The organism is Pseudomonas fluorescens (assembly GCF_900215245.1).
Taxonomy (GTDB): domain Bacteria; phylum Pseudomonadota; class Gammaproteobacteria; order Pseudomonadales; family Pseudomonadaceae; genus Aquipseudomonas; species Aquipseudomonas fluorescens.
This window is the reverse complement of the sequence record NZ_LT907842.1, coordinates 2582939-2596517: the sequence shown is the minus strand read 5'-3', so window position 1 is coordinate 2596517 and position 13579 is coordinate 2582939. Positions and strand designations below refer to the sequence as shown.

At 61.0% G+C, this 13579-nt stretch carries 13 protein-coding genes; 6 read left to right on the top strand and 7 right to left on the bottom strand.

The window, feature by feature from the left end:
* Nucleotides 1-207: 207 nt before the first annotated feature.
* From CPH89_RS12055 to CPH89_RS12040, 4 genes are all read left to right on the top strand, one after another.
* On the top strand, nucleotides 208-1503 hold the full coding sequence (locus CPH89_RS12055; RefSeq protein ID WP_053253890.1) for a murein hydrolase activator EnvC family protein: 1296 nt from the start codon (nucleotides 208-210) through the stop codon (nucleotides 1501-1503).
* Between the two features lie 30 nt (nucleotides 1504-1533).
* Entirely contained in the window at nucleotides 1534-2850 is a 1317-nt protein-coding gene (locus CPH89_RS12050; protein WP_053253889.1) for a S41 family peptidase, read from the top strand.
* Between the two features lies 1 nt (nucleotide 2851).
* The gene (locus CPH89_RS12045) at nucleotides 2852-3637 is read left to right on the top strand and encodes a divergent polysaccharide deacetylase family protein (protein WP_053253888.1); all 786 of its coding nucleotides are present in this window, start codon (nucleotides 2852-2854) and stop codon (nucleotides 3635-3637) included.
* 63 nt (nucleotides 3638-3700) lie between these two features.
* Nucleotides 3701-4993, top strand: coding sequence for a Vps62-related protein (locus CPH89_RS12040; RefSeq protein WP_053253887.1), 1293 nt, complete (start codon nucleotides 3701-3703; stop codon nucleotides 4991-4993).
* On the opposite strand, the gene CPH89_RS12035 is transcribed toward CPH89_RS12040, so the two are convergent.
* The 6 genes from CPH89_RS12035 to hisB form a co-directional block, all read right to left on the bottom strand.
* Complete coding sequence (locus CPH89_RS12035; RefSeq protein ID WP_053253886.1) at nucleotides 4946-5701, bottom strand: substrate-binding periplasmic protein; 756 nt, start codon at nucleotides 5699-5701, stop codon at nucleotides 4946-4948. The genes CPH89_RS12040 and CPH89_RS12035 overlap by 48 nt on opposite strands.
* A 66-nt stretch (nucleotides 5702-5767) precedes the next feature.
* Nucleotides 5768-6538 carry an imidazole glycerol phosphate synthase subunit HisF gene (gene hisF / locus CPH89_RS12030; RefSeq protein WP_053253885.1) on the bottom strand — a complete coding sequence of 257 codons (771 nt, stop codon included), beginning with the start codon at nucleotides 6536-6538 and terminating at the stop codon, nucleotides 5768-5770.
* Between the two features lie 9 nt (nucleotides 6539-6547).
* The gene (gene hisA / locus CPH89_RS12025; RefSeq protein WP_053253884.1) at nucleotides 6548-7285 is read right to left on the bottom strand and encodes a 1-(5-phosphoribosyl)-5-[(5-phosphoribosylamino)methylideneamino]imidazole-4-carboxamide isomerase; all 738 of its coding nucleotides are present in this window, start codon (nucleotides 7283-7285) and stop codon (nucleotides 6548-6550) included.
* Between the two features lie 39 nt (nucleotides 7286-7324).
* The gene (locus CPH89_RS12020; RefSeq protein WP_053253883.1) at nucleotides 7325-7582 is read right to left on the bottom strand and encodes a DUF2164 domain-containing protein; all 258 of its coding nucleotides are present in this window, start codon (nucleotides 7580-7582) and stop codon (nucleotides 7325-7327) included.
* Nucleotides 7583-8221 (bottom strand): imidazole glycerol phosphate synthase subunit HisH, encoded by a 639-nt coding sequence (hisH, locus tag CPH89_RS12015; protein WP_053253882.1) that lies wholly within the window; start codon nucleotides 8219-8221, stop codon nucleotides 7583-7585.
* Nucleotides 8221-8814 (bottom strand): imidazoleglycerol-phosphate dehydratase HisB, encoded by a 594-nt coding sequence (gene hisB / locus CPH89_RS12010; protein WP_017849940.1) that lies wholly within the window; start codon nucleotides 8812-8814, stop codon nucleotides 8221-8223. Before hisB ends, hisH begins: the two co-directional genes overlap by 1 nt.
* Before the next feature lie 220 nt (nucleotides 8815-9034).
* Here hisB and CPH89_RS12005 point away from each other — a divergent pair, with 220 nt between their 5' ends.
* Together CPH89_RS12005 and CPH89_RS12000 are read left to right on the top strand one after the other, a co-directional pair.
* A complete protein-coding gene (locus CPH89_RS12005) occupies nucleotides 9035-10291 on the top strand; it encodes an MASE1 domain-containing protein (RefSeq protein WP_053253881.1) in 1257 nt (418 codons plus the stop codon).
* A 43-nt stretch (nucleotides 10292-10334) separates the two neighbouring features.
* Nucleotides 10335-11675, top strand: a complete 1341-nt coding sequence (locus CPH89_RS12000; RefSeq protein ID WP_053253880.1) for an HdeD family acid-resistance protein — start codon at nucleotides 10335-10337, stop codon at nucleotides 11673-11675.
* Between the two features lie 51 nt (nucleotides 11676-11726).
* On the opposite strand, the gene CPH89_RS11995 is transcribed toward CPH89_RS12000, so the two are convergent.
* The gene (locus CPH89_RS11995; protein ID WP_053253879.1) at nucleotides 11727-13388 is read right to left on the bottom strand and encodes an OFA family MFS transporter; all 1662 of its coding nucleotides are present in this window, start codon (nucleotides 13386-13388) and stop codon (nucleotides 11727-11729) included.
* Nucleotides 13389-13579 lie beyond the last annotated feature (191 nt).

The following is a 13579-nucleotide window of genomic DNA, read 5'->3' as shown; positions in this document are numbered from 1 at the left end:
GTGGATCAGTCGACCTCTATTTGACTGACTCACCGCCTTCGGGAGCAAGCCCCCTCCCACATTCGATCGCCAGCGTTTGGCAGATGTCTTTTTGCCATATGCCCGCCACTCGGCACCTATCTTGCCTTCCAGCCCGAATTGGGCGTTTTTTTTGCGGCGCTTGGCGGGCATACTAGGCCGTCCCTTTCCCTGGTGTCGCCCGCCTCTATGCTTCGCGCCTTGATTACCCTCGCTTTAGTCTGCCTGCTCCAACCGGCGTTTGCCGATGAGCGCGCACAAACCCAACAACAGTTGGACGCTACGCGTCAGGACATTACCGAGCTGAAAAAACTGCTCGGCAAGCTCCAGGAAGAGAAGTCCGGGGTGCAGAAAGACCTGCGCGGCACGGAAACCGAGATGGGCAAGCTGGAGAAGCAGGTTCAGGAGCTCCAAAAAGAATTAAAGAAGAGCGAGTCGGAACTGGAGCGACTCGACGCTGAGAAAAAAAAACTCCAGACCGCACGCGTTGAACAGCAACGCCTGATCGCGATCCAGGCCCGCGCCGCCTACCAGAGCGGCCGCCAGGAATACCTCAAGCTGCTGCTCAACCAGCAGAACCCGGAAAAATTTGCGCGCACCCTCACCTACTACGATTACCTGAGCAAGGCGCGCCTGGCGCAATTGAAGGGGTTTAACGAAACCTTGCGGCAACTGGCCAATGTCGAACAGGAAATAGCCGACCAGCAGTCGCAATTGCTCGACCAGAAGACCGCCCTCGACACGCAGCGCGACCAGTTGGACAAAGTCCGCAAGGAACGCCAGCAGGCCCTGGCCAAGCTCAATGACGACGTAAAAGCCCGCGACGCCAAGCTGCAAGCCCGCGAGCAAGACCAGGCCGACCTGGGCAAAGTCCTCAAAACCATCGAGGAAACCCTGGCCCGCCAGGCACGTGAGGCCGAGGAAGCGCGGCAAAAAGCGCTGATCGCCCAGCAGGAAGCGGAAAAAAAGCGCCAGCGTGAGGCCGAGCTGGCCGCCACCACCGACGCGCCAGCGCCGCGTAAACCGGCGCACGCAGCGCCTGGCCCAGTGGTTTCCAGCAGCGGCGAGTCTTTTGGCGGACCTTTTGCTTCAGCCCGTGGAAAACTTCCATGGCCTGTTGATGGTCGACTACTGGCACGCTTCGGTGAAACCCGTGGCGATGACACCCGCGCCAAGTGGGATGGGGTGATGATCAGTGCTGCCGCCGGCAGCCAGGTCCATGCCGTCCACGGCGGGCGCGTGGTGTTTGCCGATTGGCTGCGAGGCGCTGGTTTGTTGGTGATTCTTGACCACGGTAATGGCTATTTGAGCCTTTACGGCCACAATCAGACTTTACTCAAGTCGGCAGGTGATGTTGTAAAAGCCGGTGAATCCATCTCCACTGTCGGTAACAGTGGCGGCCAGGACACTCCGGCGCTGTACTTCGCTATTCGTCAGCAGGGCCGCCCAAGCGACCCTGCACAATGGTGCCGTTCCCAAGGATAGGGCCGCACCTACATTAGGAGTTCGTTCGACATGCTGCATTTGTCCCGCCTCACTTCGCTGGCCCTGACGATCGCCCTGGTGATCGGCGCGCCGCTGGCTTTTGCCGACCAGGCTGCACCGGCTGCACAAGCTGCCACGGCCGCGACCACCAAGGCGCCGCTGCCGCTGGACGAGCTGCGCACCTTTGCCGAGGTCATGGACCGGATCAAGGCAGCCTATGTCGAACCTGTAGACGACAAGACCCTGCTGGAAAATGCCATCAAGGGCATGCTCAGCAACCTCGACCCGCACTCCGCCTACCTGGGCCCGGAAGATTTCGCCGAGCTGCAGGAAAGCACCAGCGGTGAGTTCGGTGGCCTGGGCATCGAAGTCGGCTCCGAAGACGGCCAGATCAAAGTGGTCTCGCCAATCGATGACACCCCGGCGTCCAAGGCCGGCATCCAGGCCGGCGACTTGATCGTGAAGATCAACGGCCAGCCGACCCGTGGCCAGAGCATGACCGAAGCCGTCGACAAGATGCGCGGCAAGCTCGGCCAGAAAATCACCCTGACCCTGGTGCGCGATGGCGGCAACCCGTTTGACGTGACCCTGGCCCGCGCGACCATCACGGTCAAAAGCGTGAAGAGCCAGCTGCTGGAGTCGGGCTACGGCTACATCCGTATCACCCAGTTCCAGGTCAAGACCGGCGACGAAGTGGCCAAGGCCCTGGCCAAGCTGCGTAAAGACAACGGCAAGAAGCTCAACGGCATCGTGCTCGACCTGCGTAACAACCCGGGCGGCGTGCTGCAGTCTGCGGTGGAAGTGGTCGACCACTTCATCACCAAAGGCCTGATCGTCTACACCAAGGGCCGTATCGCCAACTCCGAACTGCGCTTCTCGGCCACCGGCAATGACCTCAGCGAAAACGTGCCGTTGGCCGTGCTGATCAACGGCGGCAGCGCCTCGGCGTCGGAAATCGTCGCCGGCGCCCTGCAAGACCAGAAGCGCGGCGTACTGATGGGCACCACCAGTTTCGGCAAAGGCTCGGTACAAACCGTGTTGCCGCTGAACAACGATCGCGCATTGAAGATCACCACGGCGCTGTACTACACGCCGAACGGTCGCTCGATCCAGGCCCAGGGCATTGTGCCGGACATCGAAGTACGCAAAGCCAAGATCACCAACGAGATCGACAGCGAGTACTACAAAGAGGCGGACCTGCAAGGTCACCTGGGCAATGGCAACGGCGGCGCCGACCAGCCGACCGGCAGCAGTGCCAAAGCCAAGCCCATGCCACAGGACGATGATTACCAACTGGCCCAGGCACTGAGCCTGCTGAAAGGCCTGAGCATTACGCGCAGCCGTTGATATGCGTTTTGCCCTGATCATCGCTGTGCTGTGCAGCCTGGCCGGAATCGCCCATGCGACTCCGGCCGACGCGCCTCGCAAAGCCTACCTGACCCTCATCATCGACGACCTGGGGCAAAACCTGCCGCGGGATCGGCGCGTGCTGGCCCTGCCCGGGCCGGTGACCACCGCGATCATGCCCGACACGCCCCACGCCGCCGAATTCGCTCGTGAGGCGCACAAGGCCGGCAAGATCGTGATCCTGCACATGCCCATGGACCCGGCCACCGGCCCGTTCGCGTGGCACCCCGACCTGCCCCTCGAAGAACTTGGCAAGCGCCTGGACGCCGCCTTCAAGGCCGTGCCTTACACCGCCGGCATCAACAACCACATGGGCAGCCGCATGACCGCCCAACCGGCTGCCATGGCCTGGTTGATGGCCGAGCTGCAACGGCGCAACAAGTTCTTTGTCGACAGCCGCACCAGCGCGCAAACCGTCGCGGCCGCCGAAGCACAGAAGATCGACCTGGCCCATGTCTCGCGGGATGTATTCCTCGATGACGAACGCACGGAAGCGGCGATTACCACGCAGCTGCAAACCGCGATCAAGCTGGCGCACAAACAGGGTTCAGCAGTGATGATCGGCCATCCTTATCCACAGACCCTGACCGTCCTTGAACGCGAGCTGCCCAAGCTCAAGGCCCAGGGCGTCGACTGGATTGATATCAAGTTGATGATCAGCGTGCGCAGCAACCAAGCCATGGCGGCACACGGCAAAAACGGTACGTACCTTCCGGCGCGTAGATAGTTACCGCTCGGCACCGACTGCACTGCTCGATAGTTGATGCTCCCATCAACTGGAGAGCCCTCCATGAAGCCTCTGCAATTCAATGACCTGCTCATCAGCTTTACCAGCGAGTTTCTGCCGCTATGGAACGACAAGGGGTCGGGCGCGCACAAAGCCGTCGGCCTCTGGCGGCCGAGCACCGCCTCCGATGCCCTGAGGCCGTTTTTTACCTTGGGTGATATCGCGGTCAACCACTATCGCAATATCAACTACAGCAACGTTGTCGCCGTGGTCAGCGACGTGAACACCGTCGATGGCACGGCCCTGCGTGCGCCAGTCGATTATCAATTGGTGTGGCAGGATGAAGGCAGCGGAGCGCTGAGCAATGCGTCCATCTGGCGCCCGCTGCCGCCCGAGGGCTATGTGGCGATGGGGCTGGTGTACGGCGTCGACTACGACAAACCCTCACGCCATGCCGTGCGGTGCGTGCGACAAGACCTGGTGATGGCCGCTCAAGCGGGCGAATTGATCTGGGACGATAAAGGCAGCGGCGCCGCCAACGACTTGAGCCTCTGGTCGGTGACACCTCCCGATGCACCTGCAGGCGAAATATACCTCGCCCCCGGCACCTTCATCGGCCTTGGCGACTATGCCAAGCCAAACCTTGAGGCCTATTCACTGCGCCTGACATTGACAGCGCAGCTGCACGACCTGCCGCCACCGCCCGCGCTCAGCGGGTACGAAAACCCGGGCACTGATGAAGCCGTCCACACGCCTCAGGTGTGCGAACTGCCATGGTTCTGTATCAAAGACCCGGAGTTGGCCGTGATTGAACAGTTTCAGGCATCGCCCACCTACCGCCTGGAGCGCACGGACCGCCACCTGTGCGTCGGTTTTGGGCACAACACTGAGGCTACCAGTCAGCCATTCATGTGGACGGCCGCAAAAGGTGACGTAGGAGCGACCGCCAAGGCACTGGCGGCCAACACCAGCCTCGGGCTGGGTAAAGAGTGGCCGGTGGGCGAACACGTCTTCGAATTGAGTTTTTCGGCGCACCTGGATCGCAACTTCACACACACGCAGCGCTCAGCGAAAGGCTGGAACCAGCCTTCGTCGCTGGAAATCATCACGTATGTTCCGCCGAAAAAAGCCGTTGCGGCGTACCTTGTACAAAGCGAATACCGCCTGCTGCGACAGGACGGCAGCCAGGTTTCAAGCACCGCCAGTTATACCAACGGTGACAACGTCTACATGAGCGATTATCCAAACGCCGAGGTGCTGCCTGATGAGCAGCCTCCACCGGTAGAGGCGCCTCAAGCAGAGCCCGAACTAGAGGTAACGGGCCATGATCTGATCGACACCCCCCTCACCCCGTAACTGGTCGAGTGCTGCCTGAAGCTTGGCCACCACCTCATCCGGCACGTCTTTATTCAGCGCCAGGTACAACTGGGCACTGTTGAAGCGCAGCACGGTTTTCAGCTGGGTCACCCCCACCTGGCGGGCCAGATAACGGCCCGCCGGATCACCGGTGGCCCACAGGTCGATCTGACCATCCACCAGTTTTTGCGCGTTGTCCTGGTCACGCAGCGCAACGATCGGGTTAAGGCCCTGTTTTTCCAGGGTCTGCGCAATGGCGTCACCCTTGTAGGCGCCGATCTTGTAACGATGAGCTTGCTCAAGGCCTGTCAGCTCAATCTTGCTGTCGGCCTTGGCCAGCATCACCCAATCATCCGGGCCGATGGGGCCGACCCATTTGAACAGGGCTTCGCGGTCCGGTAGGCGGGCCATGACGAAGACGCCGTAGCCAGGTTTTTCCAGGGCGAGTTTGTAGATTCGCTCCCAAGGAAAGCGCAGGGTGAGGTTGTAGGAAATGCCGGCGCGCTTGAAGGTCTCACGCACCACGTCCACCGCGATGCCTTCGATGTTCTCGTCTTTGGCGAAGTTCTTGCCGTTTTTCGCCATGTTGTAAGGCGGGAAGTTTTCCGTCAGCAACACCAGGGAGGCGTCGGACGGTTCCTCGGCGTGAGCCGAACCCGTCAACAGAATGGAGGTACTGGCGAGGGCAAGCAGCAGGGTCTTGAACATGAAGGCTACCGGATTCCATGGCAAGCGCAGAGAGTGCCGCGCGCCTGCCATGGTGTCCAGCAGCGTTTAACGAACGACGATACCGCGCGCCGCCATGTAGGCCTTGGCCTCGGGAACGGTGTATTCGCCAAAGTGGAAAATACTCGCCGCCAGCACCGCGCTGGCGTGACCTTCGATCACGCCGTCGGCCAGGTGCTGCAGGTTGCCGACGCCGCCGGAGGCGATCACCGGAATGCCCAGCGCATCACTGATGGCACGGGTCACACCGAGGTCGAAACCGTTTTTCATGCCGTCCTGGTCCATGCTGGTCAGCAGGATTTCACCGGCGCCCAGGCCTTCCATCTTCATCGCCCATTCCACCGCATCCAGGCCGGTTGGCTTGCGACCGCCGTGGGTGAAGATCTCCCAGCGCGGGGTTTCGCCCGGGCAGGAGACTTTCTTGGCGTCAATGGCGACCACAATGCACTGCGAGCCGAAGTGCTGCGCGGCTTCGCCGACGAACTCCGGATTGAACACCGCAGCGGTGTTGATCGAAACCTTGTCCGCACCGGCATTGAGCAGGTTGCGGATGTCTTGCACGGTGCGCACGCCACCGCCCACGGTGAGTGGGATAAACACCTGGCTGGCCATGCGCTCCACGGTGTGCAACGTGGTGTCGCGGCCGTCGACGCTGGCGGTGATGTCGAGAAAGGTAATCTCGTCGGCACCTTGCTCATCGTAGCGACGGGCGATTTCCACCGGGTCGCCGGCATCGCGGATGTTCTCGAACTTGACGCCCTTGACCACGCGACCGTTGTCGACGTCCAGGCAAGGGATGATGCGTTTGGCCAGCGCCATGGTCAGTCCTCAGCCGTTGTAGGCGTCGCAGTAAGCCTGGGCTTCGGCGACGTCCAGAGTACCTTCGTAGATCGCGCGACCCGTGATGGCGCCGATAATGCCGGGCGCCTTGGCGTCCAGCAGCGACTTGATGTCACCCAGGTTGTGAATGCCACCGGAAGCGATTACCGGAATCCTGGTCGCCGCCGCCAACGCAGCGGTGAACGGTACGTTGCAGCCCTGCATCATGCCGTCTTTGGCGATGTCGGTATAAACGATGGCGGACACGCCGTCGGCTTCGAACTGCTTGGCCAGGTCGATGACCTGCACGGTGCTGATTTCAGCCCAGCCGTCGGTGGCGACAAAACCGTCTTTGGCATCCAGGCCGACAATCACTTTACCCGGAAAGGCGCGGCACGCTTCTGCAACGAACGCCGGGTCTTTTACCGCCTTGGTGCCGATGATCACGTAGCTCACGCCGGCTTTGACATAGTGCTCGATGGTTTCCAGGGAGCGGATGCCGCCGCCGATCTGGATTGGCAGGTGCGGGTAGCGCTTGGCGATGGCGGTAACCACCTCGCCATTCACCGGCTGGCCTTCGAAGGCGCCGTTCAAGTCCACCAGATGCAGACGACGGCAGCCCCCTTCCACCCATTTGGCAGCCATGCTCACCGGGTCATCGGAGAACACGGTGGAATCTTCCATGCGGCCTTGGCGCAGGCGGACACAAGCGCCGTCCTTGAGATCGATAGCGGGGATAATCAGCATCTGGCAAACCTTATTCGATATTCAGCAATGCTTGGGAAATCAGGGTTTCTCAAGCGACCACAGGTCGCTTTCGATGCTTTCGAACCTTTCTTTAAGGAGCGTCTGCGTGTCGAAAATCGCCCTGTTGTAATAGTGCGGCGCCACTTCGGTGGTGAACAGCTCAAGCATCTCGGCGACCTCGAACGAGCCCAGCTTGAGCTCGAAACGGTCCTCCATGAAGCGCTTGATCTTGAAGGTAGCCTCACGCTCCTGCTCGGGCGTGAGGTTCAAGACCGGCACCTTGGGCTGCTTGGCCATTTACCAGCGGCCATCCCACGCGGCGAAGTTCTGCAGCAACTGCAGGCCATGGGTATGGCTCTTCTCCGGGTGGAACTGCACGGCAAAGCGCGAACCGTCGGCCAGCGCCGCGGCGAAATCGACGCCGTAATGCCCGCCACCCACCACCTGGCGCGGGTTACCGGCGGCGATGTAGTAACTGTGCACAAAGTAAAAGCGCGCCATGTCCGGGATTTCGTGCCACAGCGGGTGATCCACAGTGCGGCGCACTTCGTTCCAGCCCATGTGCGGGACTTTCAAATGCTCGCCGTCTTCATGCAGGTCCTTGCCGAAGAACTTCACCTGGCCGGGAAACAGCCCGATGCAGTCGACGCCGCCGTTCTCTTCACTGCTGTCGAGCAAGGCTTGCATGCCCACGCAGATGCCGAGGAACGGGCGGTCCTGGCTGACTTCGCGCACCAGGCTGTCAAAGCCCAGACGGCGGATCTCGGCCATGCAATCGCGAATCGCGCCGACGCCCGGGAACACTACCCGGTCGGCTTCGCGAATCACCTTGGCATCGCTGGTGATCAGAACCTTGCCGGCCCCAACGTGCTCGAGGGCCTTGGCCACCGAGTGCAGGTTACCCATGCCGTAGTCGATAACCGCGACCGTCTGCATTACAGAACGCCCTTGGTCGATGGCATTTGCCCGGCCATGCGCTCATCGAGCTCGACAGCCATGCGCAGGGCGCGGCCGAAAGCCTTGAACACGGTTTCGATCTGGTGGTGGGTGTTGGTGCCGCGCAGGTTGTCGATGTGCAGGCTGACCAGGGCGTGGTTGACGAAGCCCTGGAAAAACTCCTGGAACAGGTCGACGTCGAAGCCGCCCACGGTGGCGCGGGTGTAGGGCACGTGCATCTGCAGGCCTGGGCGGCCGGAGAAGTCGATGACCACACGCGACAGCGCTTCGTCCAGCGGGACATAGGCGTGGCCGTAGCGACGGATGCCTTTTTTGTCGCCGATGGCCTTGGCAAACGCCTGGCCGAGGGTGATGCCCACGTCTTCCACCGTGTGGTGGTCGTCGATATGCAGGTCGCCCTTGCTGACGATATCCAGGTCGATCAGCCCGTGACGGGCGATCTGGTCCAGCATGTGCTCAAGAAAAGGTACACCGATATCAAATCGGGCCTTTCCGGTGCCATCCAGGTTAATCGAGGCTTTGATCTGGGTTTCCAGAGTGTCGCGCTCGACGGACGCCTTACGTTCGGCCATCACCAGCTCCGCAAAATCATTGGGCGAAAAAGGCAGCCATTATAGGGGCGCGGGCGCCAAACAGAAACATCGAAGGGCATAAGACTGATGGAGTGTCGAGGATAGACATGTGCATACAAGTGGCCGCCCCAGGATGGTGCGCCCAGCGCATTTACCCGATGCCCCCGGCGGCTTCGCGCTAATATGGGCGCAATGTTTAAAACCGAATGAATATTCAACCATGACGATACCGACAGTCTTGCAGCGCAGCGGCGTCCTCCTGCTGTGGGCGGTGACCTACTACGTGACCGGCGTGGTGTCGCTGGCCTTTGAAGATCCCGTCTCGCAGATGGCGATTATCTGGTTCCCGGCGGGTATTTCCGTGTCGGCGTTCCTCAGCTCGCGACGCGCTGAGTGGCCGATGTTGTTTGCGGTGTTTCTGGTCGCACGGCTACTGCTGGATAAACACGGCTGGCAACACCTGCCGGCCGCCGCGACGCTTTCCGCGATGGCACTGTCAGGCTCTGTTGCGATTGCCTGGTTCGTTCGGCGCTTCGCTCGGCGTGGCGACGAACTGCATGCCATTTTGCTCTGGTTGCTGGCCACCTTGGCCGTTTGCTGCGCCCTGGCACTGCTCAGGAAAGGCTGGCAGATGCTGGCCGGCGAAGTTTCACCCAACACGTTCTTGACCAACTGGATGTCGGGCATGAACGGCGTGTTCTTTTCCACCGTGGTGGTGATGAATCTACTCAACAGCAACCTGCGCGACTTTCCTGCTCGCCTGCGCACGAGGCTGGCCGGCGGGGTATGGTTGCTGCTGCTGGGATTGAACACCTGGTACGTTTTCGGGGCGACACCGCTCTGGCTCATCGACAGGCTGGGCTCCGACGCCGGCGCAGCGGCGTATTTCATCCTGGCCTGCCTGCCCATCGCCCTCACCCTCGCCGTTTGCATCACGTGGCGCAGCCCTGGCGGCTCGATCGCGCTACTGGTGCTGGGCAGTATCGTGGTCAATTTCACCGACCAGAAGACCGGGCCGTTTTATGTGCACGGTCTGTTGGAAGGCGAGCCGTTGCTGCTTGCACAAAGTTACCTGTCCATCACGGCATTGCTGGTGTTGGTAATCCGCTTGATGAGGCAATCCGCCCAACCTTATGACCTGCAGACCGGGCGCTTGGCGGGCAGCGGTGTGATGTACCAACTGCACCCGGGAACCGGGGAAATTCTCTGGGACGACAACCTTGAAACGCTGCTGGATGTGGGTGCCGCGCCCCTGCACACCGTGCAGCAGGTCCTGGAGCGCGTACACCCAGACGACCGCGACAGCCTCAAACGCCACTGGTCGCCGGAAACACATACCCGCGCTGCGTCGTTGGCCTTTCGCATCGACAAGGGCAATGGTGAATGGCTGACCCTTTATGACCAAAGCCCCGGCGCCCTGCGTGATGCCCATGGCCAAGTGATTGTCGGCAACTGGCAAAGCGGCCGCTATGCCTGAACGTTCGCCTGTGACAGCCTGCTTTTCCCTGTAGGGGTACCTAATGATTCAGATTGCTTTACTGCTGTTCGGCGTTGAGTTCGTGCGTTCCAAATTCTGGATTCTCGGCCTGGCCGGCATTCTGTGGGGCTCGCTGGGCCTGGGCGTGATGTACGACGGCCTGGATGGCGCACTGTACTTTCCGATGCGCGCATTCGGATTGATGCTGCTGCTGGAAAGCATTGTCACCCTCAGCGTGGCCGCCAGCGGCGTGGGTTCTCAGCGGGCAGTCCTGTATTTCAAGGGCGGGATTTTCTTCTTCGTCGCCGTGCTGATTCTTGCGAACAATATCTATAGCCACCTGCTGCTGGCGATCATCTTTGGCCTGACTTACTTCGTGATCGGCTTGCTGACCATCAGCTCGGCCTGGGTGGTCAGGTTCCCGCACTGGCGATCGTCGTTGATCAGCGGCGTCGCTCAGTTGGCGTTCGCGGGGTTGCTGGTCAGCCCTTATCCCATCGCCCTCAGTGCAACGGTGTCGTTTTTCCTCGGTGCATTGATGATCGTCAGCGGCTTCAACACGGTGCGCATTGCGCATCGCGTGAGGCGATTGCGCGACGGCACGTCAACGTTCGAACTGCTTGAGCCACGGGATCTGCTGTCGGACTTCAAGAAGCTGCCACCGCAAAAACCGCTGGAGCCGCGCCAGGAACACGCGCCTGACTTGCAGGACCCACTGATCGTGCACATCTGGACGCCGGAAGGCACCGCCGGCGCAACGACGATCCCTCGCCCGATCATCAATCGCTACATTGCGGCGGTGGATGAACAAGGCGTGATTTCCACCGGGCACGCAGCGCTTGAGCTGTCGCCCTCGGTGTACCTGAGCCTGTACCCGGTCGCGGACATCGATCGCTCCCCGGCGGAGTTCTTCCGCATCCTCAAGGCCACGCGCAATAACGACGTGCCCGGCACATTCCAGCCGGACTACGCCACTGAAGTGGCCAACTGGTGCGACTCGGATCGCAAGATCATTTTTCACCAGTACAGCCGCAAAGCGCTGATTGAGTTCTCGAATAACTATCGCCAACAGGCCACCTACAACCTGACCTACCGCAACTGTTCTAGCAGCGTGGCCTTTGCGTTGGAAGCATCGATGGATGGCGTGTTGTCAGAGCGGTCCCGGCGCTGGCGCTCGGTCCTGCAGACCTTGCTCATGCCTGAGTTGTGGATTGCCGCGCAAGTGCGCAAGCGCGCCATGACCATGGCATGGACACCCGGCCTGGTCATGGACTATGCACGTGCCTTGCGGGTGATTGTTCACCCGGTGCCGCGCCCCTGGTTTCAACGCATTCCATGGCGAGGCTCTTCAGCCAGGTCGTTGCCTGACAAGAAGCAGGACTAAAGTGCCCGACGCCCGCTCACCTTGCATGAGCGGGCACCGGGAAACCGGGTATCAGTGGAACAGTACGGCCGTCTTCTGCAGGGTCACCCACACACCCCACGCCAACGGAATACCCACCACCAGCCACGCCGCGACAGCCATTGGCACGCTGCCAGACGAAGCCTTCCACTCCAGCGAAGTGCTGGCGTCAGCGCCTTTGTCATGGCCCAGCGCCTGTTCGGCGGCCAGCTCTGCGTCCGTCATGAAGTACTTGTCGGCCACCGGGCGCACCAGCAGGTTGCAGATGAAGCCCAGCACCAACAGGCCCGCGAGGATGTACAAGGTGATGTCGTAGGCCGCCGCGCGTTCAACGCCGATGCTCAACTGATACTCACGCAGGTAGTTCACCAGCACCGGGCCCAACACGCCCGCCGCAGCCCAGGCGGTCAGCAGGCGACCGTGGATCGCACCGACCATTTGGGTGCCGAACAGGTCGGCCAGGTAAGCCGGGACGGTCGCAAAACCACCGCCGTACATCGACAGGATGATGCAGAACGCCGCCACGAACAGCGCTACGTTGCCCAGGTGACCGAGGTTCGGAATCAGCGCGTACAGGGCAAAACCCAGGGCGAAGAACACGAAGTAGGTATTTTTACGGCCCAGGTAGTCGGAGAACGACGCCCAGAAGAACCGGCCACCGATGTTGAACAGGCTCAACAAACCGGTAAAACCCGCTGCGATGGCGGCGATCGACGCCAATTGCCCTGCATCCAGCTGACCGAACGTCAGCCCATTGCCCAGCAACTTGCCACCGAACACTTCCTGAAGCAGTGGCGAAGCCATGCCGAGAATACCGATACCCGCGGACACGTTCAGGCACAGCACCAGCCATACCAAACGGAATTGCGGGGTTTTCCACGCCACACTTACGTGAACGTGACGATGGGTAATCATCGCATTGCTGGCTTTTTTCGCCGGGGCAGTCCAGCCCTCAGGCTTCCAGCCGGTTGGCGGCACGCGGTACGACAAGGCACCACCGATCATGAACACAAAGTAGATCACGGCCATGACCACGAAGCTCTGCCACACGCCCACACTGGTCGGCGAGGCGAAGTGGCCCATCAGCGCTGCGGCCAAAGGTGCACCCACCATCGCGCCGCCGCCGAAGCCCATGATCGCCATGCCGGTGGCCATGCCGCGCTTGTCCGGGAACCACTTGATCAGGGTCGACACGGGCGAGATATAACCCAGGCCCAGACCGATACCGCCAATCACGCCGGAGCCGATCCACATCAGCCAGATCTGGTGGGTGTAGACACCCAATGCCGAGATCAACAGGCCGCCACACCAGCACAGCGCCGAAACAACGCCGGCCTTGCGTGGCCCGGCATGTTCAAGCCAACCGCCCCAAATGGCTGCCGAGCAACCCAGGAAGATGAAGAACAGGGTGTAGATCCAGCCCAGCATGGAGATGGGCCAGTCGCATTGGGAGGAGAAGACTTGCGCGATGAAACTCATGTCCGGCGCACAGGCGACCGGTGCGGTGATACCCAGCGCCTTGGACAGTGGCAACCAAAATACCGAGAACCCGTAGGCCATGCCGATACACAGGTGGATGGCCAGGGCGGCCGGTGGAACCAGCCAGCGGTTGAAACCCGGCTTGGCGATAATGCGCTCCTTGGACAGGAACGCAGGCTGTGCGGCATGACTGCTCGCCGCAGTGCTAGTGCTCATTGGTGTTTCCCCCAGTTATTAGTATGTGTCCGTCAGGCGCTCTCTCCCTCGGCCTTGCACGCAAAGCGTGGCCGTTGTTTTGAGTAAAGCTTCCTTATAAACGCGACGTTGTGTCGCAGACGACAGACGAACTCGCGAAGATTAGCACCAGTGAGTGACAGAAAAACCAAACTGACATCACCTTTTTCACG